Genomic DNA, 24129 nt, shown 5'->3' with positions numbered 1-24129 from the left:
CCGCCGCGGCAGGGGCCTTGGGCGCCGGGGCGGCCGCCGAGGCGACGCCGGGGGTGCCGGTCCGGACGCGCCCCTCGCGCATGCACGCCGCCGTTCCGCTCCTTCGAGCCCACTCGTCCGGAGAGCGCCCGGGCGGGGGAATCGCCGTGGTGGTGCGTGGGCCGTCCGGGCCGATCGGGCCCCGCGCCCGAGCCGTCCGTCTCGCCCCGTGGGCCGCTCCCCGCCGCCGTGCCACCCGCACGGCGGCCGGGTCGGGGGCCCCGGGCACTCCGCCGTGGGCACGAAGGGCGGACACGGGTGCCGGCGCAGTCCGTCACCGGAGCTGCGCCGTTCCCGCCCTGATCCCTCCAATCACCGACGGGGAAAGGGCCGTCGCGGCCGGCGCCGTCCGTCCTGCCGCGGAGTGTCGGGCAGATCAGCAGGACGGACGGCGCGGATGCGGGCCGCCGCACTGTACGAGGGGGAGCCGGCGGCCCGGCCGCCTCCTTGAGAGGAAGAACAGTCAACCGGCGCAGGCGGGACAGCGGCAGAGCGCGCAGGGCACGGATATATGCACTTGTTTCACACCCCGTGCGAAGCCCGCTCCACTACTCTGGGCCACACCGAGCCAACGGAGGGGCCCATGCAGCCCAACACCCTGCTCGACGCGCTGCTCGACGAGTCGGGCATCTCGCACGCGGGTCTGGCCGCCCATGTGAACCAGGCGGGCCGGGCGAGAGGTCTCTCGCTGCGCTACGAACACACGGCCGTGGCACGCTGGTTGAAGGGCCAGCGTCCCCGGGGCCAGGTGCCGGACCTGATCTGCGAGGTGCTGGCGGTCCGGCTGCGCCGTCCGGTCACCCTCGACGACATCGGACTCGGAGTACCGGGGGAGACCGCGGTCCAGCACGGGTCCCCGCTCTCCGGTTTCGTGGAGCGCGCCACGGCGCTGTGGCGCTCCGACGAGCAGCAGCGTCCCCATGTCATCGGCGCACCGGCGGTCACCGGCACACCTGCCGTGATGCCCGTGTGGGAGTGGGAGAACCCGCCTGAGGACGCGGACGTGTCACGCGACGGACGCACCCGCGTCAGCATGGCCGACATCAAGATGCTCCGCGCGGCCCGGGCCCACTACGAGCTGATGTACCGCAAGGCCGGGGGGATCGCCACCCGCTCCCGGATCGTCGGCTTCCTCGACAGCGAGGCGGCCCCGCTGCTGCGTGGCGCCTACAGCGACGCCCTCGGCCGCCAGTTGCACCGGGCGACCGGCGGTCTGGTGGCCGTCGCGGGCATCTGCGCCTACGACTCGGACGCCCACGGGCTCGCACAGCGCTACTTCCACCAGGCGCTGCGGCTTGCGAAGGCGAGCGGTGACCGGGGGCTCGGCGCGTATGTGATCGCGCTGCTCGTCAACCAGTCCCTGTTCCTGGGGGAGTACCGGCAGGCGGTCGCCTTCGCCGAGGCGGCGCTGCGGACGGCCGGCCGTCAGATAACCCCGGCGCTGGCCGCCGACCTCTACGCGATGCAGGCCAAGGCGTACGCCCATCTCGGCGACGGTGGCGCGGCGCTGGGCCGGATCCGGCGGGCCGAGGAGGAGGCGGAGCGGATTCTCCCGGGGCACGAGCCGGACGAGACGGGCTATGTGCAGCCGGGGCTGGTGAACGTCCAGGTCGCCGAGGCGCTGCAGTGCCTCGGCGACCTGGGGGCGGCCAGGGAGCACGCGGACGCCGCGGCCGCCGTGCCGTCCCACGACCGCGGCAGGGTGCACCGGCTGGCCGTGCTCAGCCAGCTCGAGTTGCGGCAGGGGGAGGCCGAGCGCGCGGCGCGGACGGCCGTCGAAATGACCGAACGCGCCAGGGGGATGGAGTCGTTGAGGCTCAGGGACCGCCTCCGGACGGTGCGGGCGAACCTGGCGGCGAACGGCTCCGCCCCGGCCGCCGAAGCGGCCGAAATCATCGAAGGAGCCCTGCGCGTGCCCATGTGAGCCCTCCTGCGCCTCCTGTGAGCGTTCCCCTCGGCCCGCGCTCCTGCTGCGATATTGCCATCTACTTGTCGGAAGGTGGCATAACCGTGCAGTGGACGAAGCTGAGCGAGCAAACCGTCTATGAGAACCGCTGGTTCAGGGTCAATCTTGCGGACGTCGAACTGCCGGACGGCCGGCACCTGGACCATTTCCTGATCCGGCTCCGGCCGGTCGCGGTCGCGACCGCCGTCAACGAGGCCAACGAGGTCCTGATGCTGTGGCGGCACCGGTTCATCACCGACAGCTGGGGCTGGGAGCTCGCCGCGGGCGTCGTGGAGGACGGCGAGGACATCGCCTTCGCCGCGGCCCGGGAAATGGAGGAGGAGACCGGCTGGCGCCCCGGACCACTCCGGCACCTGATGACCGTGGAACCGTCCAACGGGCTGACCGACGCCCGGCACCACCTCTACTGGTCGGACGGAGCCACCTACGTCGGCCCTCCCGAGGACGACTTCGAGTCCTCGCGCCGTGAGTGGATACCGCTGAAGCTGGTGCCGGACATGGTCGCCCGCGGTGAGGTCCCCGCCGCCAACATGGCGGCAGGGCTGCTGATGCTGCACCATCTGCGTCTGGGATGAGCCGCGACGAGCACTCGGACGGCCCCGGCGACTCCACGGCTGCACCGGGGCCCGGACGGCGCTTCCACGGGCCGTCCCGAGGGCTGTCCCGTGATTCCGGGCGAGCGCACGACGACAGCCGTGGCACCTCGCCGCGTTGCCGGATCGCCCGAACACGCCCGGTACGACGACGGCCCTCCGCCTTGTGACGCACCGCCCTGTGACGCACCGCATCCGACGCCCGCGCGCTGATCCACCGGTGACGGCGGGAGCCCTAGCCGCCCGCCGCCTGCCAGACCGCGACCGCCAGCGCGCCCAGAGCGGTGAGCGCGGCGACCGCCGGCAGGGGCCATCTGGTGTGCTCGAGCGTCACCACTCGTGCGGCCAGGTCGTCCAGGTCCCGGTCGATCCGGTCGTGGCGCTGGACCAGCAGGGCGAGGTGCCCGTCGATACGGGCGAGGCCGACGTCGAGGGAGCGGCGCAGTTCGGCGAACTCCTCGACGGCGGCTAAGTGATCGGGGTCGGTGGTCACCTGTCTGCTCCTGTTCGGGATGGTCGTCCGGTGGTCCCTCGGCCGAGCGATCCCGAGTCAACACTCCTCGGTGGGAGCCCGGGAGCGTGTGCGCACGGCATATGCGGACACGCTCCTCACACCCCGTGTGAAACACCTGTGCGAATCGTGCGGCTTGTGCCGTGCGCCGCGGCACGGCGTGGGGACGAGACCCGAGCGCGGGGACGAGACCCGACGCGGCGGACGCGACGCGGCTCGGTCGTACGGCCCGCTCGACCACTCAGGAGTAGGTGTAGAAACCCGAGCCCGTCTTCCTGCCCATGCGCCCCGCGTCCACCATCCGCTGCAGCAGCGGCGGAGCGGCGTACAGCGGCTCCTTGAACTCGGCGTACATGGAGTCGGCCACCGAGGCGACCGTGTCCAGCCCGATCAGGTCCGACAGCTTCAGGGGCCCCATCGGGTGGGCGCAGCCGAGCTCCATGCCGTTGTCGATGTCCTCCCGGCTGGCGATCCCCGACTCGAACATCCGGATCGCCGAGAGCAGGTACGGGATGAGCAGGGCGTTCACCACGAAGCCCGAGCGGTCCTGGGCGCGGATCGCGTGCTTGGCCAGCACCTGCTCGACCACGGCCTCGGAGCGCTTGATCGTCTCCTCCGACGTGGTCAGCGCCGGGATCAGCTCGACGAGCTTCTGCACCGGAGCCGGGTTGAAGAAGTGGATGCCGATGACCTGGTCGGGGCGGGAGGTCGCGACGGCCAGCTTCACCAGCGGGATCGACGAGGTGTTGGAGGCCAGGATGGCGTCACGGCTGGTCACCACCTGGTCCAGGACCTGGAAGATCTCGGTCTTGACCTGCTCGTTCTCCACGACCGCCTCGATGACGAGGTCGCGGTCGGCGAACTCCCCGAGGTCCGTGGTGAAGGTCAGCCGCTCCAGCGTCGCATGGTGTTCCTCCTCGCTGATCTTGCCGCGCTCGGCGGCCTTCGCGAGCGAGTTGTACAGCCGCGTACGGCCGATCTCCAGGGCTTCGCCGGTGGTCTCGGCGACCTTGACCTCGAGTCCGCTGCGGGCGCACACCTCGGCGATGCCGGCGCCCATCTGGCCACAGCCCACCACTCCGACGCGGGATACGCCGGCCACAGTGTCGGTCACATCGTGCCTTTCGCTGATCTCGGTGCGGCAGGCCCCGTAAGGTTCCGGCGCCCGCCTCGACGCCACGACGTTACTCCGCCGGTGCGTGTGGACGGGCGCCCGGGGCGGGCATGCTGTGCGCGGACGCCCGCGAAGGCGCGGTGCACGGTGGTGCGGAGGCGCGGTACATGACCCGGCACATGAGGCAGATCACTCGGCGGGGATTCGTCACGGCGGCCGGCGCGCTCGCCGCCCTGGGCATGGCGGCGGACGCGGCCGCGGTCCCCGCCCGGGTCCGCGGACAGGGCTGCCCCCAGGCGTTCCGCGGGATGTGGGTGGCCACGGTCGCCAACCGGGACTGGCCCTCCCGGCCCGGACTGACCGCGGCCCGGCAGCGCTCGGAGCTGCTGGGCCTGCTCGACCGCGCGGTGGCCTGCCGGCTGAACACCGTGATCCTCCAGGTGCGGCCGACCGCCGACGCGCTGTGGCCGTCCCCGTACGAGCCGTGGTCCGCGTACCTGACCGGTGTGCAGGGACGCAATCCGGGGTGGGATCCGCTGGGCACCGCCGTCACCGAGGCCCATGCGCGCGGACTGGAACTGCACGCCTGGTTCAACCCGTACCGGGTCGCCGGCCACACCGACCTCGGCCGTCTCACGGCGGACCATCCGGCCCGCCGACACCCCGAATGGGTGCTTCCGTACGGTGGAAAGCTCTACTACAACCCCGGTCTCCCCGAGGTCAGGGCCTTCGTGCAGGACGCGATGCTGCACGCGGTCGAGCGCTATCCCGTCGACGCGGTCCACTGGGACGACTACTTCTATCCCTATCCGGTCGCGGGCCAGGTCTTCGACGACGACGACACGTACCGGCGGTACGGCGGGGGGTTCGGGGACAAGGCCGCGTGGCGGCGCAACAACATCGATCTGCTGGTGCGGGAGACGGCCGCACGCATCAGGCGCGTCGACCCCGGGATCCGCTTCGGCATCAGCCCGTTCGGGGTCTGGCGCAACTCCTCCACCGACCCGCTCGGCTCCGCCACCCGCGCGGGCGTGGAGACGTACGACGACCTCCACGCCGACACCCGGAAGTGGGTCCGCCAGGGCTGGATCGACTACGTGATCCCGCAGCTGTACTGGAACATCGGGTTCGCGGCCGCCGACTACGCGAAGCTGGTGCCCTGGTGGGCCGAGGTGGCCCGGGGCACCGGCGTGGACCTGTTCATCGGAGAGGCGCTCTACAAGGCGGGCGATCCCGCTCAGCCCGCCGCCTGGCAGGACCCGGCCGAACTCTCCCGTCACCTCAGCCTCGCCTGCCGCCACCCGGAGGTGCACGGCCACTGCTTCTTCGCGGCGAAGGAAGTCGTCACGGACCGGATCGGCGCCATGGCCAGGGTGGTGAGCGACCACTATCCGACCCGGGTCCGGCCACCGCGCTGAACCTCGGGCCGAGGGCTCGGCTCAGGACTGCTGGCGGTGGCGTACGACGCAGTCGGGGCCGGGCGACATCAGGCACTCGTGACCGTCGTCCTCGAAGCGGACGCGGTAGGGCGGGGTGCCCTTGTCCCCGAGTACCTCGACGACTTCGGCCGTCCGGTCGTGCTGACCGACGACACGGCCGTGCACGAGCAGCTTGTCTCCCACACTCGCTTCCATCGTGCCTGACCTCCTTGACGGGGGTTGACGGTACTCAGAGTCTACGTCCCGACATGTGGCTTGTGTCACCTTCGGGTGCCCCCCCCGCTGGGTGACGGCGATGCACACGAGAACGGCGACGGCGGCGACGGGAGCGGTGGGGGAGAGCGGCTCGGCGAGCAGCAGCACGGCCCAGACGAGGGTGAGCAGCGGCTGGGCGAGTTGCAGCTGACTGGCCCTGGCGATGCCGATCGCCGCCATGCCGCGGTACCAGACCCAGAGCCCGAGGAAGGTCGATCCCGCGGCCACCCAGAGGAGCCCGGCGAACCCCTGCACACTCGGCCGGACCGGTTCGGCCGCCAGGGCGAACGCCGAGCCCACGAGGCCCAGCGGCAGGCACATCACCAGGGCCCAGCCGACCACCTGCCAGCCCGGCATCTGCCGGGCGAGCCGGCCGCCCTCCGTGTAGCCCGCGGCGCAGACCAGCAGCGCCCCGAACAGATACAGGTCCCCGGTCGAGAGGGTGCCGCCGCTCTGGGCCAGGGTGAAGCCCAGGACCACGGCCGCACCGGCGAGGGCCGCCGCCCAGAACGTCCGGGACGGCCGGCGGCCCGTGCGCACCGCGGCGAAGGCGGCGGTCGTCAGCGGCAGCAGACCGACGACCACCGCGGCGTGGGACGTGGTCGACGTCCGCAGCGCGAGGGTCGTGAGCAGCGGGAATCCGACGACCACACCGCCGGCGACCACCAGGAGGGAGCCCCGGTGCCGACGCTCGGGCAGCGGCACCCGGAGGGCGATCAGAAAGCCTGCAGCTATGGCGGCGGCGAGGACGCTCCGCAGGGCGACCAGCGACCAGGGGCCGAAGGACTCCAGACCCCAGACCGTGGACGGGAAGGTGAGGGAGAAGGCGACGACGCCGAGCGACGCGAGCAGGGTGCCGCGACGGGAGCCGCGCCGGGCCGCCGATGCCGCGGTGTGCGGCCCCTGCGGTGACGAGTCGGCGACCGCTATCGCGCTGCCCGTAGTAGCGCTATTCTTTGCTCTCATGCAAGAGCGTAGCAGCGTCGCCGATCTGGTGAGATTTCTGAAGGGTGAGCTCAATCGCTACTCATCAGGTGAGAAGCTGCCATCGAGTCGGGCGCTGGTCGAACGGCACCGCGTCTCACCCGTGACGGTCTCCCGCGCCCTGGCCCAGCTCGCCGCCGAGGGGCTCGTCGTCACCCGCCCGGGTGCCGGGGTCTTCCGGGCGCAGCCGAGGACGGCCCCCACCGCCGTCGACACCTCCTGGCAGGAGGTCGCGCTCAGTGCGGACGCCGCCGAGGTCGTCCCCCGTGCCGTGGACGCCTCCGGCGTGCTCGTCACGCTCGCCGCGCCCCCGCCCGGCGTCATCGAGTTCAACGGCGGCTATCTGCACCCCTCGCTCCAGCCCGAGCAGGCCATGGCCGCCGCGCTCGCCCGCGCGGGCCGCCGGCCCGGCGCCTGGGGGCGTCCGCCGACCGACGGGCTGCCCGAACTCCGCGACTGGTTCGCCCGCGGCATCGGCCCCGACTTCACCGCCGCCGAGGTGCTGGTGACCGCCGGTGGCCAGTCCGCGCTCACCACCGCCCTGCGCGCCCTCGCCCCGCCCGGCACACCGGTGCTCGTGGAATCGCCCACCTACCCGGGAATGCTCGCCATCGCCCGGGCCGCGGGGCTGCGGCCGGTGCCGGTACCCGCCGAACCCGCCCACGGCGTTCGCCCCGACCTCCTCGCGGATGCCTTCCGCGCGACCGGCGCCCGGGTCTTCGTCACCCAACCGCTCTTCCAGAACCCGACCGGGGCCGTGCTCGCCCCCGAGCGGCGCGGCGAGGTGCTGCGGATCGCCCGCGCGGCCGGGGCGTTCGTCGTCGAGGACGACTTCGCCCGGCGCCTCGTCCACGCCGACGCCGGTCCGCTCCCGGCCACGCTCGCCGCGGACGACCCCGAAGGAGTCGTCGTCCACGTCTGCTCCCTCACCAAGGCGACCTCCCCGAGCCTGCGCGTCGGTGCCCTCGCCGCGCGCGGACCCGTCCTGGAGCGCTTGCGGGCCATCCACGTGGTCGACAACTTCTTCGTACCCCGGCCCCTGCAGGAGGCTGCCCTCGAACTCGTCGGTGCACCTGCCTGGAACCGTCACCTCCGCTCGGTCGCCGCCGAGCTGAAGACCCGCCGGGACGCCATGACGGCCGCCCTGCGCCTGAGGCTTCCCGAACTCGCCCTGCCGCACGTCCCGGCCGGCGGTCACCACCTCTGGCTGCGCCTGCCCGACGGTACCGACGAGACCGCTCTCGTCTCCGCGGCGCTCCGCGCCGGCGTCGCAGTGGCCCCGGGCCGCCCGTACTTCAGCGCCGAACCGCCGGCCGGACACCTCCGGCTGAGCTTTGCCGGGGTCGCCGGGGCGGCCGAGATCACCGAGGGGGTGCGGCGGCTGCGCAGCGCCTGCGACGAGATCCCGGGTCCCGGGATGGGCTGACCGGACCGACCGGACCGACCGGACCGACCGGACCGACCGGACCGACCGGACCGACCGGGAGCCCGGCCGGGCTTTGCGGGCCGGGCGCGGGCGGCGTGCGGGGCTGCGGCACGCGCCGCCGGGCCCCCGGTGGCCCCGGACCCGCCGCTGACAGCCGGCCCTCGTGCTGCGAGGGTACGGGGATGAGCGACACCACAGCCGTCCCCGGCGAGTACGAGATCTCCTCCGACCCGGCCCGCCTCGACCCGGTCCGGATCCACCACTGGCTCTCCACCGACGCCTACTGGGCACTCGGCCGCAGTCGGGAGCAGCAGGACCGGGCCATTGCCGGTTCGCTCAACTTCGGGGTGTACGACCGTGCTTCCGGTGAGCTCGTCGCCTACGCGCGCGCCGTGACCGACCACGCCACGTTCGCGTATCTGTGCGATGTCTACGTCGACAGGTCCGTGCGCGGCAAGGGTCTCGGGACCGCCCTGGCCGCGGCCGTGCGTGACCGTCTCGCCCCGCTCGGACTGCGGCGGATCGTCCTCGCCACGGACGACGCGCACGGGGTCTACGAGCGGGCCGGTTTCGCCCCGCTCGCCGACCCGGAGAAGTGGATGGCCCTGAAGCCGCGGTGACCGCCGTCAACGGTCAGTAACCCCTCTTGACCTGGGGGGCGCCCGGCACCACGATCCCGCCATGAGTGTTCGGGTCACCCTCGTCACCGCCGCGCGTTGCGCGTCCCGGCTGGCCGAGCGCTTCGACGACGACCGGTCCCTGGACGAGGCCGGCTGGTACGAGGTGCAGCTCGCCGCGCCCGCGCTCGTTCCGCTGGGCGGGGCGGAACTGCGCTACTGCTCGCCGACCGCCCGCAGTCGGGCCACCGCCGACGCCCTCGGCTACGCCACGCTGGCGCAGCCCGCGCTGAGCGACTGCGACATGGGCCGGTGGCGCGGCCGTACGCTCGCCGAGGTGGCGGCGGTGGAGCCGGACGCGGTGGACGAGTGGCTCGCCGATCCGCGCTCGGCGCCGCACGGTGGGGAGCCGCTGCTGGGCTTCATCACCCGGATAGGGGGCTGGCTCGACACCCGGCCCGCCGACGACGGGAGTTCGGTGCTGGCCGTCGCCGAGCCCGCGGTGGTACGGGCGGCGCTCGTGTACGCGCTGAAGGCGCCACCCGCGACCTACTGGAACGTGGACGTACGGCCACTGTCCAGGGTGGTGCTGACCGGCCGACCGGGCCGCTGGAACCTGCGACTGGACACCGGCGGGTGACGCCCGACGGCCCGCTGCCCTCCCGCCTTGCTCTGACTATCGAGTTTCGATAGATTTCGATTGTGAATCGATCGAAGGAGGGGCGATGGGAAAGCTGACGGTCCTCGCGTTGCGCGCAGTGCTCGTGGTGCTGCTCGCCGGCTCGGTGTTCGTGCAGGCGGTCATGGTTCCGCTGCTGGCCGTCGACATGGAGCGGCTCGACGCCGACCACGCGTACCTGCGCACCCCCTTCCTCGTGATCACGGTTCTGGGTGTGGTGACCGTTCAGGTGGTCCTGGTGTCCGTGTGGCGCCTGGTGACGATGGTGGCGTGCGGCACGGTCTTCTCCCACGCCGCCTTCCGATATGTGGACGTGGTGATCGGCGCGCTCGTCGCGGCCGCGCTCGTGGTGTTCGCACTGGCGGTCCTCCTGGCGCCCGGCGAGGTCGTCGCCCCGGGGGTCGTCCTCCTGATCTGTGGTGTCGTCGTGGCGGTCCTCGGGGTGGCGCTCATCGTGCTCGTTCTCCGCATGCTGCTCGCCCAGGCCGTCGCGCGGGACGCCGAGGCGGCGCAGATGCAGGCCGAGCTGGACGAGGTGATCTGATGCCGATCGCCGTCGACATCGACGTGATGCTGGCCAGGCGGAAGATGTCCGTGGGCGAACTCGCCGAGCGCGTGGGCATCACCCCCGCCAACCTGGCGGTGCTCAAGAACGGCCGCGCCAAGGCGGTGCGCTTCGCCACGCTCGCCGCGTTGTGCGAGGTTCTCGAGTGCCAGCCGGGGGACCTGTTGCGCTGGGAGCCGGAGCCGGAGCCGGAGCCGGAGCCGGAGCCGGAGAGCGGTGCCGCCGGGGCTGCGACCGGGGCCGTCCCGTACGGGTGAGGGCGGCGGCGCTGCCCCGGTGCGTCGAACACGGGGAGCGCCCCGGTGGCGCGTCCGGGACGGGAGGGAGGGCCGTCGACCGGCGCGCCCCGGGCCCGGCCCGGGGGCGTCCGCGGTCATCCCGGTGCGTGTCGATCGCCCGGTGGGCCGCGCGGACCACCCGGCACGCGTAAGTCGACTGACAGTTCGAGCGCTTTCCGGCAGGATGCGCTCGTGGATGACGTTCTGTGCGGGCTCGCCGCCAATCCGGCCCTGCCGCCCGAACTGGTCGACAGACTGATCGCGGTCGCGGACGACGACCTCGCCTGGGCCCTCACGGACCGTGTGGACCTCAGCCGCCCCCAGGCGCTGGCGCTGGCCCGGAGGGACGAGGGGGCTGCCGCCGTGCTCGCTCGTGAGGGCAGACTGACGGCAGCGGACATCGATCCCGCGGTACGGCCGGACGCGGCCCTCGCCCTGCTGGAGAGCGGCGCCGGCGGCCCCGAGTTGGCACGCCTTCTCGTCGTGGATCCGGACGTGCTGCGTCGGGAGAGGCTGGCCGCCTGCCCCGGTCTTCCGTCCGACGTGGTGGACAGGCTCGCCGCCGATCCGGACGTACGAGTCGTCGCCGAACTCGCGCTGTGGGCGCCCCCGGACCTGGCGGCGCGGCTCGCCTTCCACCCGCACTCCGAGGTGCGCGGCGCCGTCGCGGCCAACAAGCGGACGCCCCCCGGCATCCTGGCCATGCTCGTCACGGGGGAGGGGATTCCGCCGGCGCGATGGTGCCAGGTCTGCGAGCGAGAGGCGACGCCTTTCGTCCACCCCCCGAACTGCCCCCGCCCCACGTGTCGCCTCTGGTCAGGCGCGGCCTGCGATGGAACACACCAGAGCGCCGTGCACGGCATGCACGAGCAGGCGCTGGGCAATCCCGCGACGCCGGCCGGCGTCGCTGCCGGTTTCGCCGGCCACCCTTCGACGCCGCTCCGCCTGCGGCTGGCCGCCCGGCCCGACCTGACCCCCGAGATCTGCCGACGGCTCTCGGCTGACCCTTCTCCCCGCGTCCGGGCGGAGCTCGCCGCGAACCCCGCTCTCGACGAGACGCGGATACGGGTCCTGGCCGCGGACCGCGATCCGGAGGTCCGGCGTGGTCTCGCGTTCCACCCCCGGGTGCCGCTCGACGTTCTCGGCCTCCTGGCCGGTACCGCCAGGATCGGCTCCACCCTGCTGCCCCGGATCGCCGCCGCCTCTCCCGCCGAGGTCGACGGGCTGGCCCGGTCGCCCCATCCGGTGGTGCGCATGCTCCTCGCCGAACGGCGCGATCTGCCGGCGAGGGTACGTGATCTGCTCGCAGCCGACGCCGATGCGAAGGTCCTGAAGTCCATCGCGGTCCATCCCGGCCTGTCCGAACGGCAGTTGCGCGCCATGGTCGACCGGCACGGTGACCGGGTGATCGCCAGGGTGGCGGGCAACCCGGACGCCACCCCGGCACTGCTGGAGGACCTGGTGCGGCACGACCCCCCGGTCCGGCGGGTCCTCAGGGAGGTGGCCGCGCACGGGGCGGCGACGGCCACCGCGCTGCTCGCCTGCCTGGCGGACGAGCGAGGAAGGCGCGCCGCCGCCGGCAACCCCGCCCTGCCGCCGCGGTCGCTGGCCGGCCTGCTCGACGATGACGACTGCCGCGTGGTGCGGGCGGCGGCCGCGAACCCTTCCCTGCCCCTCGCCGTGATGGCCCGGCTCGTACCGTGATTCCGCTGAGCGTCCCGGCCGCGCGCACGGGGCCCGGCCGGCGCGGTCGGGACGCGCGATGCGGTGAGGCGGTCGCGCCGCGACCGTCACCGGTGGCCGGCCACGGCGACGTCCGCGGCTGTGGCGGACTTCGGCGCGGGCACGGCCGCAACGGTTCCAGGGACGACTGCCGCCCCGTGATCCGCTGCGTGGCCGCTGAGGTGGAGGATCGCGTACCCCCTCCGGGGTACGGGCGCCGTCCCCTCGTGGGCGTGGTCCTCCGGCGACGCGGCTCGTGTCGCAGCGGGCGGGGCAGGGGAGCACCAGGGGTTGCCGCGGAGACGGAGCCTCGGGTGGTCCGGGGTCATGGCCGGATGTCGTCGCAGGCGATGGACAGATGCCGGGGGCCGCGAAGGACCGCGTTCCGGCGGTACGGCGGCGGGTCCTCCAGCAGCCGGGGGTTGTGCAGCCTGCGCGCCAGATGACTCAGCGCGAGCTGTGTCTCCTGGCGGGCGAGCGGCGCGCCGAAGCAGATGTGGAGTCCGCTGCCGAAGCCCAGGTGCTGGGCGTCGTCGCGGTCGGGGTCGAACCGGTCGGGGTCGGCGAAGCGCCGGGGGTCCCGGTTGCCGGAGCCCGGCACCAGCCATACCGCGGCCCCCTCGGGGATGGTGACGCCACCGATGTCGATGTCCGCGACGGCGGTGCGGTTCGGCATGAGTTGCACCGGCGGTTCAAAGCGCAGCAGCTCCTCCACCAGACGCACGGCCAGCCCGGGGTCGTCCCTCAGCCGCCCGAGGACCTCGGGGTTGCGCAGCAGGGTGAGCATCCCGTTGGTGATCAGGTTGACCGTGGTCTCGTGGCCGGCGATCAGTAGCAGGGCCGCAGTGGTGACGGCCTCCATCGTCGACAGGGTGTCGACCGCCCCGGAGCCGGTCGCGAGCTCGGAGAGCATGTCGTCGCCCGGCTTGCGTCGGCGTTCCTCGAGGAGTCCGGCGAGGTACCCGCCGAGTTGCAGTTGGGCGTCACGGGTCCGTCGGTTGCGTTCCGTCGGGTCTTCCCCGGGCATGGGGTCCAGACTGGCCGCGATGGTGTCCGCCCATGCGTGGAAGCGTGACTCGTCCTCGCGCGGGATGCCGAGGAGGCGGCAGATCGCGGTGACGGGGAAGGGGTACGAGAACTGCTCGACGAGGTCGATCCGTCCCGTGTCCTCGATGCCGTCGATGAGCCCGGAGACGACCGCCTCCAGTTCACCGCGCATCTCGTGGACGCGCCGGGGCGAGTGCGGCGGCCCGAACGAGCGGTTGGTGATGGTGCGCAGCCGGTCGTGCTCCGGAGGGTCCAGGCGCAGGAACGGTGGCGGCAGGGTCGAACCCTCGTCCTCCTCCTCGGACAGGCCGTAGACGTCCCGCACGGTGCGCTTGCGCCGGTCGGAACTGACCCGCGGATCGTGCAGGAGGCTCAGGATCTCCCAGTAGGTGCTGACGACGTAGGTGCCGCCTTCGTCGTGGAGCACCGGCGTCTTTCGGAGCTCCGCGTACAGGGGGTAGGGGTTCGCGCGGTTGTCGTAGTCGAGGATCTGCCGGATCAGCGGTTGTGTCATGTCGAGTCCTTGGAAGTCCCTCACGGGTCGCTGCCGCGCGCCGGGCCCGTCGGCGTACCACGCCCGGAGGAACGAGCGGCAGGCGGTTCGTGGCGCGGGGCGTGACGCACTCGCCCGACGGCCCCGCGGTCCGAGGGCGACCCCTGGCGCGCCGCACGACGACCCTGCCGTCTCCGGCGTCTGGCCGGGCGACTGCGGTCCGCCCGCGGCAGGTGGGGCAGGCCGACCACCCGCCCGTCGTCCCCTGCGCCGAGCGGCCCTGGACGACGAGGGTCGTGGACCTCGCACACAAGAAGAGCGAGGACAGCCCGTCTGCCTGCTCCACCACCAGGATGATGGCCGGCGGCCGACTGTGCGAACGGGGAGCGCCACGGAGCCCGCTCCGTGGGTGGGACCGGATCGCCTCCGGCCCCACCCGCCACCGCCCGCCGGTGTGACGCCGGCTGGAACCCGCGCGGAGTCCGGCGAAGCGCCCCTGCGCGGGGCCGTCGCACGGGTGCGGGCACAGCTCGCCCCGGGCGGGGGCCGGTGCCAGGCGCAGCTGCCGCGCCTGCCTCGGCCGACGGTCCCGCCCCTCAGCACCAACCGCTGGTCGGACCCGCCGTGGCAGTCCCACGGGCGCGGCCGGGCCCCCCGCCGAGCAGTCGCCGCGGGGCACGTCCAGGCATCGCGTGTGTGAGCGCGCTGTGCGGGGAGCCCCAGTGCCCCGCCGTACCGCCGTTCCTGTTCGCGGCACCAGTTCGTGGCCGCCGATGCCTTCCCGGGCCTGGACAGTTGACGAACCGTTGGGTAGGTGGTGTGGGCACGTTCCGGCGGCGGCCCGGGCGGCACTGCGGCCGCCGCTCGTCGGCGAGCGCCGAGGGCGGCGCGGCACGGGAGGCGACCGCGCCGGTGCACGCCCGTCCGCCGGAGACCCGCCACCCGGTCCTCGCCCAAGGAGTGAGATGACTTTCACCGTCACCGAGTACGCCGACCGCGTCTGGAACGGCGAGATCGACGACAGCATCGTGAGCACGCCGAAGAGCGGCGCCGGAGTGATCGACGTCGTCGACGGCGTCGGATGGCGCCCCGGATTCGGCAACGTCTTCGCTTTCCGCGCGGCCGGCGAGCTGCTCCTGTTCGACACGGGGAACCCGTATGACGCCTCGGGCCTCCACCAGGACCTGCGCCGGTGGAGCCGGATGCCGGTCACCACGGCGGTCTTCTCGCACGGCCATGTCGACCACGTGGGTGGGACCGGCCCGTTCGACGCCGAGGAAGGCCCGGCTCTCACCGTCGTCGCGCACGAGATGACCGGGGCGCGCTTCGACCGGTATCTCCTCACCAACGGCTACAACGCGGTGATCAACCAACGGCAGTTCCAGCTTCCGGATCTGACCTGGCCCTCCGAGTACCGCCGCCCGGACGTCACGTACCGGGACGGCATGACCCTCACGACCGGCGGGCTGACCTGCGAGCTGTTCCACGTCCGAGGCGAGACCGACGACGCGACCGTGGCCTGGTTCCCCCAGCGGCGCATCCTGTGCCCCGGCGACATGTTCATCTGGCTCGCCCCCAACTGCGGCAACCCCCAGAAGGTGCAGCGCTATCCGCGGGAGTGGGCCCTCGCACTGCGCCGCATGGCCGCCCTGGACGCGGAGATCATGCTTCCCTCGCACGGCGCCCCGGTCTTCGGCGCCGATCGCGTCCGCCAGGCGCTGGAGGAGACGGCGGAATGGCTGGAGAGCCTGGTGGAGCAGACCCTGGCGGGACTCAACGCGGGCGCACGGCTGGACGACCTCCTGCACACGGTCAGTCCTCCGGCCCATCTGTCCGACCGTCCCTATCTGCGGGCCGCCTACGACGAGCCCGAGTTCGTGGTGCACAACCTGTGGCGCCAGTACGGCGGTTGGTACGACGGCAACCCGGCCCGGCTGAAACCCGCTTCCGACGCCCGGCTGGCCGCCGAGCTCGCCGGGCTCGCCGGGGGTGCCGAGGTGCTGTCCGAGGCCGCCCGTCGCCACGCCGAGGCCGGAGAGTTCCGGCTGGCCGGGCACCTCGCGGAGCTGGCCGTGCTCGCCGAGCCCGACAGGGCGTCCCTGCACCGTGTACGGGCGGAGGTCTACGAGGCACGAGCGGAGGAGGAGGCGTCCCTGATGGCCAGGGGGGTCTTCCGCTGGGCCGCTTCGGAGTCGCGGCGCAGGTGCGAGGAGGACGCCCGGGGTCCGGCCGCGCGCGAGGGAACGGAGCCGCAGGGGGACTCCGCGCCGGCGTAGCCGCCGCGCCCCTCGCCCGACGGCGCGGCGACCGGGCGAGATGCGCGGTCGCGCCGGCCGCGGGTCCACCCTGGCGTGTCCCCCGGCCCGGGGCCTCGGGCGATCGGCCGGCCGGAGGAACATCGACCCGCCTGCGCGTGGGGCGCCGTGCCGCGCGGTGGCCGAACTCCCGTCGCCCGCCGCGGTCGGCCTCGAACGGGCCTCGTCGACCGATGCCCGGCCCGCTCGGCGCGGAGGACGCATCATCAGCACACCGCATACTGACGAACCGTCAATTTCCACTGTCCGTTGCCCCATTGAACACTGAGTTGAACTCAACTTAATGTGAGGGGGTGACCATGCCCACACGTCCCCGCGGCGCCGCCTCACGCGCCCTGCTGCTGCGCGCCGCGGCCGAGGAACTGGCCGGGAACGGGACGCTGGAGGTCGCCGCCGTCGCCCGCCGTGCCGGAGTCAGCGTCGGCCTGCCCTATCGCTACTTCGGCACCCGGAGCGGGCTTCTCATCGCCGTCGTCGAGTCCTTCTACGAGCGGCTCGCCGAAGCCTGCATGCTGCGCGAGTACGACGACCCGACCTGGGCCGAACGGGAGTCGCGACGGGTCCGCGACTGGGTCGGGTTCCTCTACGCCGAACCACTCGCCCCGTTGATCCTCGGCGGGCACGCCGGCGACGGCGAGGTGGCCGCCTTCCACACGCGCCGGCGCTCCGTCCTCGTCGAACTGGGGGCCCGCAACATCGCCCGTGCCCAGCGCACGGGCGAACTCCCGTCCCGCATCGACCCCGAGTTGCTGGCCGCCGCCACCCTGGCGGGAGCCGCCGCCATGGTCTCGGTGGCCCTCACCCGCACCCCGCGCCCACCCGCCGAGGAGGTGACCGCCCATGTGTGGGCCTACCTCCGCGGCGCGGTGAACCTGCCCGGCACCGTCGCCTGAGAGGACGCACGCCGTGCCCCCGACCCCCGATGCCCTCCGTCGTGCAGGTGATCGCGTCGAGACGCCGGAAGACCTCGGCGCAGACCTGGCTGCCGGGTACCCGTGCACCCGCAGTGCGGGTGCACGGGTCGACCGCGTCACCGTCGGGGGTGACCTCGCCGCCGTCGAGCGCGACGGCTACGTGCTTCTCCCCGAACTGCTCACCCCCCGGGAGTGCGCCGAGATCCGGCAAGCCGTGACGCCGCTGCTCGACAGGACCGGCCGCAACGCCTTCGAGGGCCACCGGACGCAGCGCGTCCACAGTCTGCTCAACAAGACCCGCTGCTGCGACCGGCTCGTCGACCACCCCAGGGTTCTGGCCCTGCTGGACCGGCTGTTCGAACCCGGCTACCTGCTGTCCCAGTTCCAGGTCATCAACATCAACCCGGGCGAGCACGCCCAGCTGCTCCACACCGATGACGCGTTCTACCGTTCCCCGCGCCCGCGGCCACCGCTCGGAGCGGCCACGGTGTGGGCCGTCGACCCGTTCACCAGTGACAACGGCGCGACCGTCCTCCTGCCGGGCAGCCACCGCTGGGGCGACGAACGCCGCCCGGGCGGCCGTGACCCCCGCGTGACGGTCGTGATGCCCCCCGGCTCCTGCCTGTTCTTCGTCGGCACCCTGTGGCACGGCGGCGGCGCCAACCGCTCGGGCGGCGACCGCCTCTCCCTGACCGCCCAGTACTGTCAGCCATGGCTGCGGCCGCAGGAAGCCTTCACTCTTTCCGTCACGCGGGACACCGCCAGGGCGGTGTCCGAGGACATCCGGCGCATGATCGGCTACAGCGTCCATCCCCCTTTCATCGGCATGGTCGACGGTATGCACCCCCGCCGCCTGCTGGAGGCGCGTCCCTCCGCCTCGCGGCCGGCGGGCCGGTGACCGGCGGTCCACGGGGCGCAGGAGCGTCCCGGGCCGCCGTGCTCGCGGAGCCCGTGCGCCGGTGCCGCGGAGTGCGGCAGCTCGCATCCCGTCGGCCCCGGGGAGCGGCCCTCGGTCTCCTCGACCGCCGGCCAGACGACTCGCGGCTCGGCGACTCGCGGTGCGGCGACCGCCGGCTCGGCGACCGGCAGCGTGACGACCGGCACGGACACCGGGGCGAAGAAGGGAACTGCCGAAGAGCCGCTGTGGAGACGAGGCGGCGGTGACGGTGCCTTCCGCCTGCAGCGGCCCGGCGTCGCCTGCCGTCCCGCGCGTCCCGGGCGGGACGATCCGCCCCGCCGACGGACCGTCGCACACGTACGGACCGGCCGGTGCGCAGGCGCCGCCCCGCGGGACGAGGGTGCAGAGCCCGGGGTGATGCGGTGATCGCCGAGATCGTGGCCCCTGCGCTGGGGATCGCCCTGTCGCCCTTCCCGGTGGTTCCCGCGATCCTCCTGCTGCTGACACCGCGGGCGCGGGAGAACAGCAGTGCCTTCATCGTCGGCTGGACGGCCGGGGTCGCCGGTGCGGCCGTGCTGTTCACCCTGCTGACCTCCGCCGTCGAAACGACCGGCGAGCCTCCCGCCTGGGTCTCCTGGGGGCGGATCGGCCTCGGCGGCCTCCTGGTCCTCGTCGGCGCGGGGCTGTGGAGGCGAAGGGGGACGAGGGCGGATCCGGCGTGGATTCGGGCGCTGGAGACCGCCGCCTGGCCGAGAGCGCTGAGGCTGGGCCTGCTGCTCTCGGCTGCCAACCCGAAGATCCTGGTCCTGATCGCGGCCGGTGGCGTCGCGATCGGTTCGGCCCAGCCGGCGGCCGCGGGCAGGGCCGGCTCCATCGCCCTGTTCACGCTCATCGCCTCCGCGGGCGTCGCCCTTCCGCCGCTGCTGCGCCTGCTCGCCGGGGAGCGGATACTGCCACCGCTGGGCCTGGCCAAGGACTGGCTGAAGATCCACAACGCCGCGGTCCTCGCTGTCGTGACCGGCCTGATCGGGGTCATGCTGGTGGTGAAGGGCGCCGGCGGGCTGTGACGCCGCGGCCCGGGAGAGATCACTCCATTGCATAAAACTGCAGTCATGCGTATAGTCATGCCATCACGTACGGAGGAACCGATGGCACTGAGCGCAGCAGTCGCGGGAGCGAGCGGATACGCGGGCGGGGAACTGCTCCGACTGCTCCTCGCGCACCCCGAGGTCGAGATCGGGGCCCTGACGGCCAACTCGAACGCCGGGCAGCGGCTCGGCGCACTGCAGCCCCACCTGCTGCCGCTCGCCGACCGGGTGCTCGCGGCGACCACCGCCGATGTGCTCGCCGGGCATGACGTGGTCTTCCTCGCGCTGCCGCACGGCCAGTCCGCCGCGGTCGCCGAGCAGCTCGGCGACGATGTGCTGGTCGTCGACATGGGCGCCGACTTCCGCCTGCGCAGCGCCGCCGACTGGGAGCGGTTCTACGGTTCCGCGCATGCCGGCACCTGGCCCTACGGTCTCCCCGAACTGCCGGGTGCCCGCGCCGCGCTGGAGGGAGCCAAGCGCATCGCGGTGCCCGGTTGCTACCCGACCGCGGTCTCGCTCGCGCTGTTCCCGGCGTACGCGGGCGGCCTCGCCGAGCCCGAGGCCGTGATCACCGCCGCCAGCGGCACCTCCGGCGCCGGCAGGGCGCTCAAGCCCCATCTGCTCGGCTCCGAGGTCATGGGCTCCATGAGTCCGTACGGTGTCGGCGGCGGCCACCGGCACACCCCGGAGATGATCCAGAACCTCAGCGCCGTGGCGGGGGAGCCCGTCACGGTGTCCTTCACCCCCACGCTCGCGCCCATGCCCCGCGGCATCCTCGCCACCTGCAGCGCCAAGGCCGTGCCGGGCACCACCGCCGAGGCGGTGCGCGCCGCGTACGAGAAGGTGTTCGCGGACGAGCCGTTCGTGCGGCTGCTCCCGGAGGGGCAGTGGCCAGCCACGGCGTCCGTCCAGGGTTCCAACGCCGTTCAGGTCCAGGTCGCCCTGGACGCCGCCGCCGGCCGCATCATCGCGATCAGCGCCATCGACAACCTGACCAAGGGCACCGCGGGCGGCGCGGTCCAGAGCATGAACATCGCCCTCGGTCTGGACCAGACCACGGGCCTTTCCACGATCGGAGTGGCACCTTGAGCGTCACCGCTGCACAGGGATTCACGGCGGCCGGGATCGCCGCCGGGATCAAGGAGAACGGCAACCCGGACCTGGCCCTCGTGGTCAACGACGGGCCCCGCCACGCCGCCGCCGGCGTCTTCACGTCCAACCGCGTCAAGGCCGCCCCGGTCCTCTGGTCCGAGCAGGTCGTCAAGGGCGGTGAGGTCTCCGCTGTCGTCCTCAACTCCGGCGGCGCCAACGCCTGCACCGGCCCCAAGGGCTTCCAGGACACCCACGCCACCGCCGAGAAGGCCGCCCAGGTCCTGGAGGGACACAGCGCCGGCGAGATCGCCGTCGCCTCCACCGGCCTCATCGGAGTCCTGCTGCCCATGGACAAGCTGCTGCCCGGCATCGAGAAGGCGGCCGCCGAACTGAGCGCCCACGGCGGTGAGAAGGCCGCCATCGCGATCATGACAACCGACACCGTGCACAAGACGGCAGTCGTGACCCGGGACGGCTGGACCGTCGGCGGCATGGCGAAGGGCGCGGGCATGCTGGCCCCCGGCCTCGCCACCATGCTCGTCGTCCTCACCACCGACGCCGATGTGGACAGCGCCGGCCTGGACGAGGCCCTGCGCGACGCCACCCGCGTCACCTTCGACCGGGTCGACTCCGACGGCTGCATGTCCACGAACGACACCGTGCTGCTCCTGGCCTCAGGCGCGTCCGGGATCGCCCCGGACCGGGGCGAGTTCGCCGAGGCCGTACGGGCCGTGTGCGACGACCTCGCCCGCCGGCTCATCGGCGACGCCGAGGGCGCCAGCAAGGACATCCGCATCGAGGTGGTCAACGCCGCGAGCGAGGACGATGCCGTCGAGGTGGGCCGCTCCATCGCCCGGAACAACCTCCTCAAGTGCGCCATCCACGGTGAGGACCCCAACTGGGGCCGTGTGCTGTCCGCCATCGGCACCACCGGGGCCGCCTTCGAGCCGGACCGGCTCAACGTCGCCATCAACGGCGTGTGGGTGTGCCGAAACGGTTCCGTCGGCGAGGACCGGGAGCTGGTCGACATGCGCTACCGGGAGGTCCGGATCACGGCCGACCTGGCCGCCGGGGCCGAGTCCGCCGTCATCTGGGCCAACGACCTCACCGCCGACTACGTCCACGAGAACAGCGCCTACTCCTCCTGAACGAGCCCTGCCGCGCTCCCGGACGGACCGGCCGCCACGGCACTTCCGCGACCGGGTTCCGCCCTCCCGGACCGGATTCCCCGGAGGCCGGAGCGCGCAGGCGAGCCGAGGGCCCGGACCCGGCGCGGCAGCGAGTCCCGGGCGGGCGAGCCGTGAAACGAGTCCTGAGCCAGACCCGAGAGAGCCGGAGCCGATGAGCACCCGCAAGCACACCGCACTTCCCAAGGCGCAGACGCTGATCGAGGCGCTGCCCTGGCTCACCCGCCACCACGGCCGGACGGTCGTGATCAAGTTCGGCGGCAACGCCATGGTCGACGAGGAGCTGAAGGCCGCCTTCGCCCAGGACGTGGTGTTCCTGCGGCACGCCGGACTCAAGCCCGTCGTCGTGCACGGCGGTGGGCCGCAGATCAGCGCCCAGCTGGACAGGCACGGCCTGGTCAGCGAGTTCAAGGCCGGACTGCGGGTGACCACGCCCGAGGCCATGGACGTCGTCCGCATGGTGCTCGCCGGGCAGGTCCAGCGGGAGCTGGTGGGGCTGCTCAACCAGCACGGCCCCCTGGCCGTCGGTCTCACCGGTGAGGACGCCCACACCATCACCGCCACCCAGCACCGGCCCACCATCGACGGCGAACTCGTCGACATCGGCCGGGTCGGCGAGATCACCGAGATCGACACCGGCGCGATCAGGGCCCTACTGGACGACGGCCGGATCCCCGTCGTCTCCTCCATCGCCCGCTCCGCCGACGACGGCCACGTCTACAACGTCAACGCGGACACCGCCGCGGCCGCCCTGGCCGCCGCGCTCGGCGCGGAGACGCTGATGGTCCTCACCGACGTCGAGGGCCTCTACGAGGACTGGCCGCGCAGCGACGAGGTGATCAGCCGGCTCACCGCCACCGAGCTGGAGAAACTCCTGCCCGAGCTCTCCAGCGGCATGGTCCCCAAGATGCAGGGCTGCCTCCACGCCGTGCGCAACGGCGTGAACACCGCGCGCGTCATCGACGGCCGGGTGCAGCACTCCATCCTGCTGGAGATCTTCACCGACGAGGGCATCGGCACGATGGTCGTGCCCGACGGGACCGAAGGGGGACCGGCATGAGCGACGTCACCGCCAACCACCGGCTCGCGCAGCGCTGGCAGGGTTCGATGATGGACAACTACGGCACCCCGGCGCTCGCACTCGTGCGCGGTGAGGGAGCCAGGGTCCGGGACGCCGACGGCATCGAGTACCTGGACTTCGTCGGCGGTATCGCCGTCAACGCGCTCGGCCACGCACATCCGGCCGTCGTCGAGGCCGTCACCCGCCAGATCGGCACGCTCGGCCATGTGTCGAACCTGTACGTCGCAGAACCGCCCCTCGCGCTCGCCGAGCGGCTGCTCCGCCTGTCGGGCCGTCCCGGCCGCGTCTTCTTCTGCAACTCCGGGGCCGAGGCCAACGAGGCCGCCTTCAAGATCGGCCGGCTGACGGGCCGTTCGCACATGGTCGCCACTCAGGGCGGCTTCCATGGGCGGACGATGGGCGCGCTCGCGCTCACCGGCCAGCCGGCCAAGCAGCAGCCCTTCCTGCCCCTGCCGGGAGACGTCACGCACGTGCCGTACGGTGACGCCGACGCGCTGCGGGCCGCCGTCACCGAGGACACCGCCCTGGTGATCATCGAGCCGGTGCAGGGCGAGAACGGCGTGGTCGTACCGCCGCCCGGCTATCTCCGGGCCGCGCGGGAGATCACCCGCGCCACCGGGACGCTCCTCGTGCTCGACGAGGTGCAGACGGGCATCGGCCGGACCGGCCACTGGTTCGAGTACCAGGCGCACGACGGCGTCGACCCCGACGTCGTCACCCTTGCCAAGGGACTCGGCGGCGGCCTGCCGCTCGGGGCCGCCATCGCCTTCGGCCCGGCCGCCGAACTGCTCCGGCCCGGGCAGCACGGCACCACGTTCGGCGGCAACCCGGTCGCCTGCGCCGCCGGGCTCGCCGTCCTCACCGCCCTCGAAGGCACGCTCGACGAGGTCAAGCGGACCGGGGAGAGGCTGAGGGACGGGGTCGAGTCCCTGGGGCACCCACTGGTCTCCCACGTCCGCGGGGCGGGCCTGCTCCTGGGTATCGTGCTCACCGAGCCGCTGGCCGCCCGGGTGCAGCAGGTGGCTCAGGGTGTCGGACTCCTGGTCAACGCGCCCGCCCCCGACGTCGTACGGATCATGCCGCCGCTGATCATCGGCGACGCGGAGGTGGACGCCTTCCTCCGGGTGCTCCCGGGCATCCTCGACGAGACACGCGGGGACGGACGATCTGGAGAATGAGACGACGATGACCGATGCGCAGAGCACCGAGAACTGGGCGTCCCCCCAGACGGAGACCGGTGGAGGGCCGTCCGTGCCGCAGACCCGCACGGCGCGCCACCGCCGGATCGTGGACATCCTCAACCGGCAGCCGGTGCGCTCCCAGAGCCAGCTGGCCAAGCTGCTCGCCGACGACGGGCTCAGCGTCACCCAGGCGACCCTCAGCCGCGACCTCGACGAACTCGGGGCGGTGAAGATCCGGAACACCGGTGGAGAGCTCATCTACGCGGTGCCGAGCGAGGGCGGATTCCGCACCCCGCAGGCCCCGTTGGGCGAGTCCGCCAAGGAGGAGCGGATGCGCCGCCTCTCCGGGGAACTGCTGATCTCGGCCGAGGCCTCGGCGAACCTGGTGGTCCTGCGTACGCCACCGGGCGCTGCTCAGTTCCTCGCGTCGGCCATCGACCAGGCCGAACTCCACGCGATCCTCGGCACGATCGCGGGCGACGACACACTGCTGCTCATCTCCCGCGATCCGGCGGGCGGCCAGGCCCTCGCGGACCATCTGCTGCGACTGGCGCAGAGGGACCGCTGACCGGACGGGCCGGCAGCGGTCGCGCACCCCGCGCGGTCGCTGCCGGCCGCTCCGGCGCCGGCCGCGAAGGCTGCGCC

General features: G+C 73.0%; 22 protein-coding genes and 1 pseudogene. 18 read left to right on the top strand and 5 right to left on the bottom strand.

Annotated features, from left to right (window positions below):
- Nucleotides 1-622: 622 nt before the first annotated feature.
- Together AB0J10_RS05005 and AB0J10_RS05000 are read left to right on the top strand one after the other, a co-directional pair.
- Nucleotides 623-1963 (top strand): transcriptional regulator, encoded by a 1341-nt coding sequence (locus tag AB0J10_RS05005; protein ID WP_363057894.1) that lies wholly within the window; start codon nt 623-625, stop codon nt 1961-1963.
- 86 nt (nt 1964-2049) lie between these two features.
- Nucleotides 2050-2580, top strand: a complete 531-nt coding sequence (locus AB0J10_RS05000) for an NUDIX hydrolase (RefSeq protein WP_363057892.1) — start codon at nt 2050-2052, stop codon at nt 2578-2580.
- Between the two features lie 253 nt (nt 2581-2833).
- On the opposite strand, the gene AB0J10_RS04995 is transcribed toward AB0J10_RS05000, so the two are convergent.
- Nucleotides 2834-3091 carry a hypothetical protein gene (locus AB0J10_RS04995; protein ID WP_363057890.1) on the bottom strand — a complete coding sequence of 86 codons (258 nt, stop codon included), beginning with the start codon at nt 3089-3091 and terminating at the stop codon, nt 2834-2836.
- 259 nt (nt 3092-3350) lie between these two features.
- Nucleotides 3351-4211 (bottom strand): 3-hydroxybutyryl-CoA dehydrogenase, encoded by an 861-nt coding sequence (locus AB0J10_RS04990; protein WP_363058267.1) that lies wholly within the window; start codon nt 4209-4211, stop codon nt 3351-3353.
- Between the two features lie 191 nt (nt 4212-4402).
- On the opposite strand from AB0J10_RS04990, the gene AB0J10_RS04985 reads away from it, so the two are divergent.
- Nucleotides 4403-5641 (top strand): family 10 glycosylhydrolase, encoded by a 1239-nt coding sequence (locus AB0J10_RS04985; protein ID WP_363057888.1) that lies wholly within the window; start codon nt 4403-4405, stop codon nt 5639-5641.
- 21 nt (nt 5642-5662) lie between these two features.
- Here the strand turns inward: AB0J10_RS04985 and AB0J10_RS04980 are convergent, their stop codons facing one another.
- Both AB0J10_RS04980 and AB0J10_RS04975 read right to left on the bottom strand, forming a co-directional pair.
- Complete coding sequence (locus AB0J10_RS04980) at nt 5663-5857, bottom strand: DUF1918 domain-containing protein (RefSeq protein WP_138056243.1); 195 nt, start codon at nt 5855-5857, stop codon at nt 5663-5665.
- Between the two features lie 84 nt (nt 5858-5941).
- A pseudogene (locus AB0J10_RS04975) lies at nt 5942-6883 on the bottom strand (DMT family transporter); the annotation flags it as partial.
- On the opposite strand from AB0J10_RS04975, the gene AB0J10_RS04970 reads away from it, so the two are divergent.
- From AB0J10_RS04970 to AB0J10_RS04945, 6 genes are all read left to right on the top strand, one after another.
- A complete protein-coding gene (locus AB0J10_RS04970) occupies nt 6882-8327 on the top strand; it encodes a PLP-dependent aminotransferase family protein (RefSeq protein WP_363057886.1) in 1446 nt (481 codons plus the stop codon). The pseudogene AB0J10_RS04975 and the gene AB0J10_RS04970 sit on opposite strands and share 2 nt — an antisense overlap.
- A gap of 182 nt (nt 8328-8509) precedes the next feature.
- Nucleotides 8510-8947 (top strand): GNAT family N-acetyltransferase, encoded by a 438-nt coding sequence (locus tag AB0J10_RS04965; RefSeq protein ID WP_363057884.1) that lies wholly within the window; start codon nt 8510-8512, stop codon nt 8945-8947.
- Between the two features lie 61 nt (nt 8948-9008).
- Entirely contained in the window at nt 9009-9584 is a 576-nt protein-coding gene (locus AB0J10_RS04960; RefSeq protein WP_363057882.1) for a histidine phosphatase family protein, read from the top strand.
- Between the two features lie 85 nt (nt 9585-9669).
- Complete coding sequence (locus AB0J10_RS04955; protein ID WP_363057880.1) at nt 9670-10167, top strand: DUF2975 domain-containing protein; 498 nt, start codon at nt 9670-9672, stop codon at nt 10165-10167.
- Nucleotides 10167-10445 carry a helix-turn-helix transcriptional regulator gene (locus AB0J10_RS04950; protein ID WP_363057878.1) on the top strand — a complete coding sequence of 93 codons (279 nt, stop codon included), beginning with the start codon at nt 10167-10169 and terminating at the stop codon, nt 10443-10445. The genes AB0J10_RS04955 and AB0J10_RS04950 overlap by 1 nt, the downstream gene beginning before the upstream one ends.
- Nucleotides 10446-10658: 213 nt before the next feature.
- Complete coding sequence (locus tag AB0J10_RS04945; protein ID WP_363057876.1) at nt 10659-12170, top strand: hypothetical protein; 1512 nt, start codon at nt 10659-10661, stop codon at nt 12168-12170.
- Between the two features lie 343 nt (nt 12171-12513).
- Here AB0J10_RS04945 and AB0J10_RS04940 read toward each other — a convergent pair whose 3' ends face one another.
- Nucleotides 12514-13749, bottom strand: a complete 1236-nt coding sequence (locus AB0J10_RS04940) for a cytochrome P450 (RefSeq protein WP_363057874.1) — start codon at nt 13747-13749, stop codon at nt 12514-12516.
- 944 nt (nt 13750-14693) lie between these two features.
- On the opposite strand from AB0J10_RS04940, the gene AB0J10_RS04935 reads away from it, so the two are divergent.
- The 9 genes from AB0J10_RS04935 (at nt 14694) to AB0J10_RS04895 (ending at nt 24052) form a co-directional block, all read left to right on the top strand.
- Nucleotides 14694-16004, top strand: coding sequence for an alkyl sulfatase dimerization domain-containing protein (locus tag AB0J10_RS04935; protein ID WP_363057872.1), 1311 nt, complete (start codon nt 14694-14696; stop codon nt 16002-16004).
- A 338-nt stretch (nt 16005-16342) separates the two neighbouring features.
- The gene (locus tag AB0J10_RS04930; protein ID WP_363057870.1) at nt 16343-16936 is read left to right on the top strand and encodes a TetR/AcrR family transcriptional regulator; all 594 of its coding nucleotides are present in this window, start codon (nt 16343-16345) and stop codon (nt 16934-16936) included.
- A gap of 13 nt (nt 16937-16949) precedes the next feature.
- Nucleotides 16950-17855, top strand: coding sequence for a phytanoyl-CoA dioxygenase family protein (locus AB0J10_RS04925; protein ID WP_363057868.1), 906 nt, complete (start codon nt 16950-16952; stop codon nt 17853-17855).
- 422 nt (nt 17856-18277) lie between these two features.
- Nucleotides 18278-18922 carry a GAP family protein gene (locus AB0J10_RS04920; protein WP_363057866.1) on the top strand — a complete coding sequence of 215 codons (645 nt, stop codon included), beginning with the start codon at nt 18278-18280 and terminating at the stop codon, nt 18920-18922.
- A gap of 81 nt (nt 18923-19003) precedes the next feature.
- A complete protein-coding gene (gene argC / locus AB0J10_RS04915; RefSeq protein ID WP_363057864.1) occupies nt 19004-20032 on the top strand; it encodes an N-acetyl-gamma-glutamyl-phosphate reductase in 1029 nt (342 codons plus the stop codon).
- Nucleotides 20029-21183 (top strand): bifunctional glutamate N-acetyltransferase/amino-acid acetyltransferase ArgJ, encoded by a 1155-nt coding sequence (argJ, locus tag AB0J10_RS04910; protein WP_363057862.1) that lies wholly within the window; start codon nt 20029-20031, stop codon nt 21181-21183. Before argC ends, argJ begins: the two co-directional genes overlap by 4 nt.
- Nucleotides 21184-21376: 193 nt before the next feature.
- Nucleotides 21377-22282: an acetylglutamate kinase gene (argB, locus tag AB0J10_RS04905; RefSeq protein ID WP_363057860.1), complete on the top strand. Its 906-nt coding sequence runs from the start codon at nt 21377-21379 to the stop codon at nt 22280-22282.
- The gene (locus AB0J10_RS04900) at nt 22279-23481 is read left to right on the top strand and encodes an acetylornithine transaminase (RefSeq protein WP_363057858.1); all 1203 of its coding nucleotides are present in this window, start codon (nt 22279-22281) and stop codon (nt 23479-23481) included. Before argB ends, AB0J10_RS04900 begins: the two co-directional genes overlap by 4 nt.
- Nucleotides 23482-23488: 7 nt before the next feature.
- On the top strand, nt 23489-24052 hold the full coding sequence (locus AB0J10_RS04895; protein WP_363057856.1) for an arginine repressor: 564 nt from the start codon (nt 23489-23491) through the stop codon (nt 24050-24052).
- The last annotated feature ends 77 nt before the right edge of the window (nt 24053-24129 follow it).

Source organism: Streptomyces sp. NPDC049887 (assembly GCF_040656535.1).
Lineage (GTDB): Bacteria > Actinomycetota > Actinomycetes > Streptomycetales > Streptomycetaceae > Streptomyces.
The sequence above is the reverse complement of the archived record's forward strand: the minus strand, read 5'-3'. Positions and strand labels throughout refer to the sequence as shown.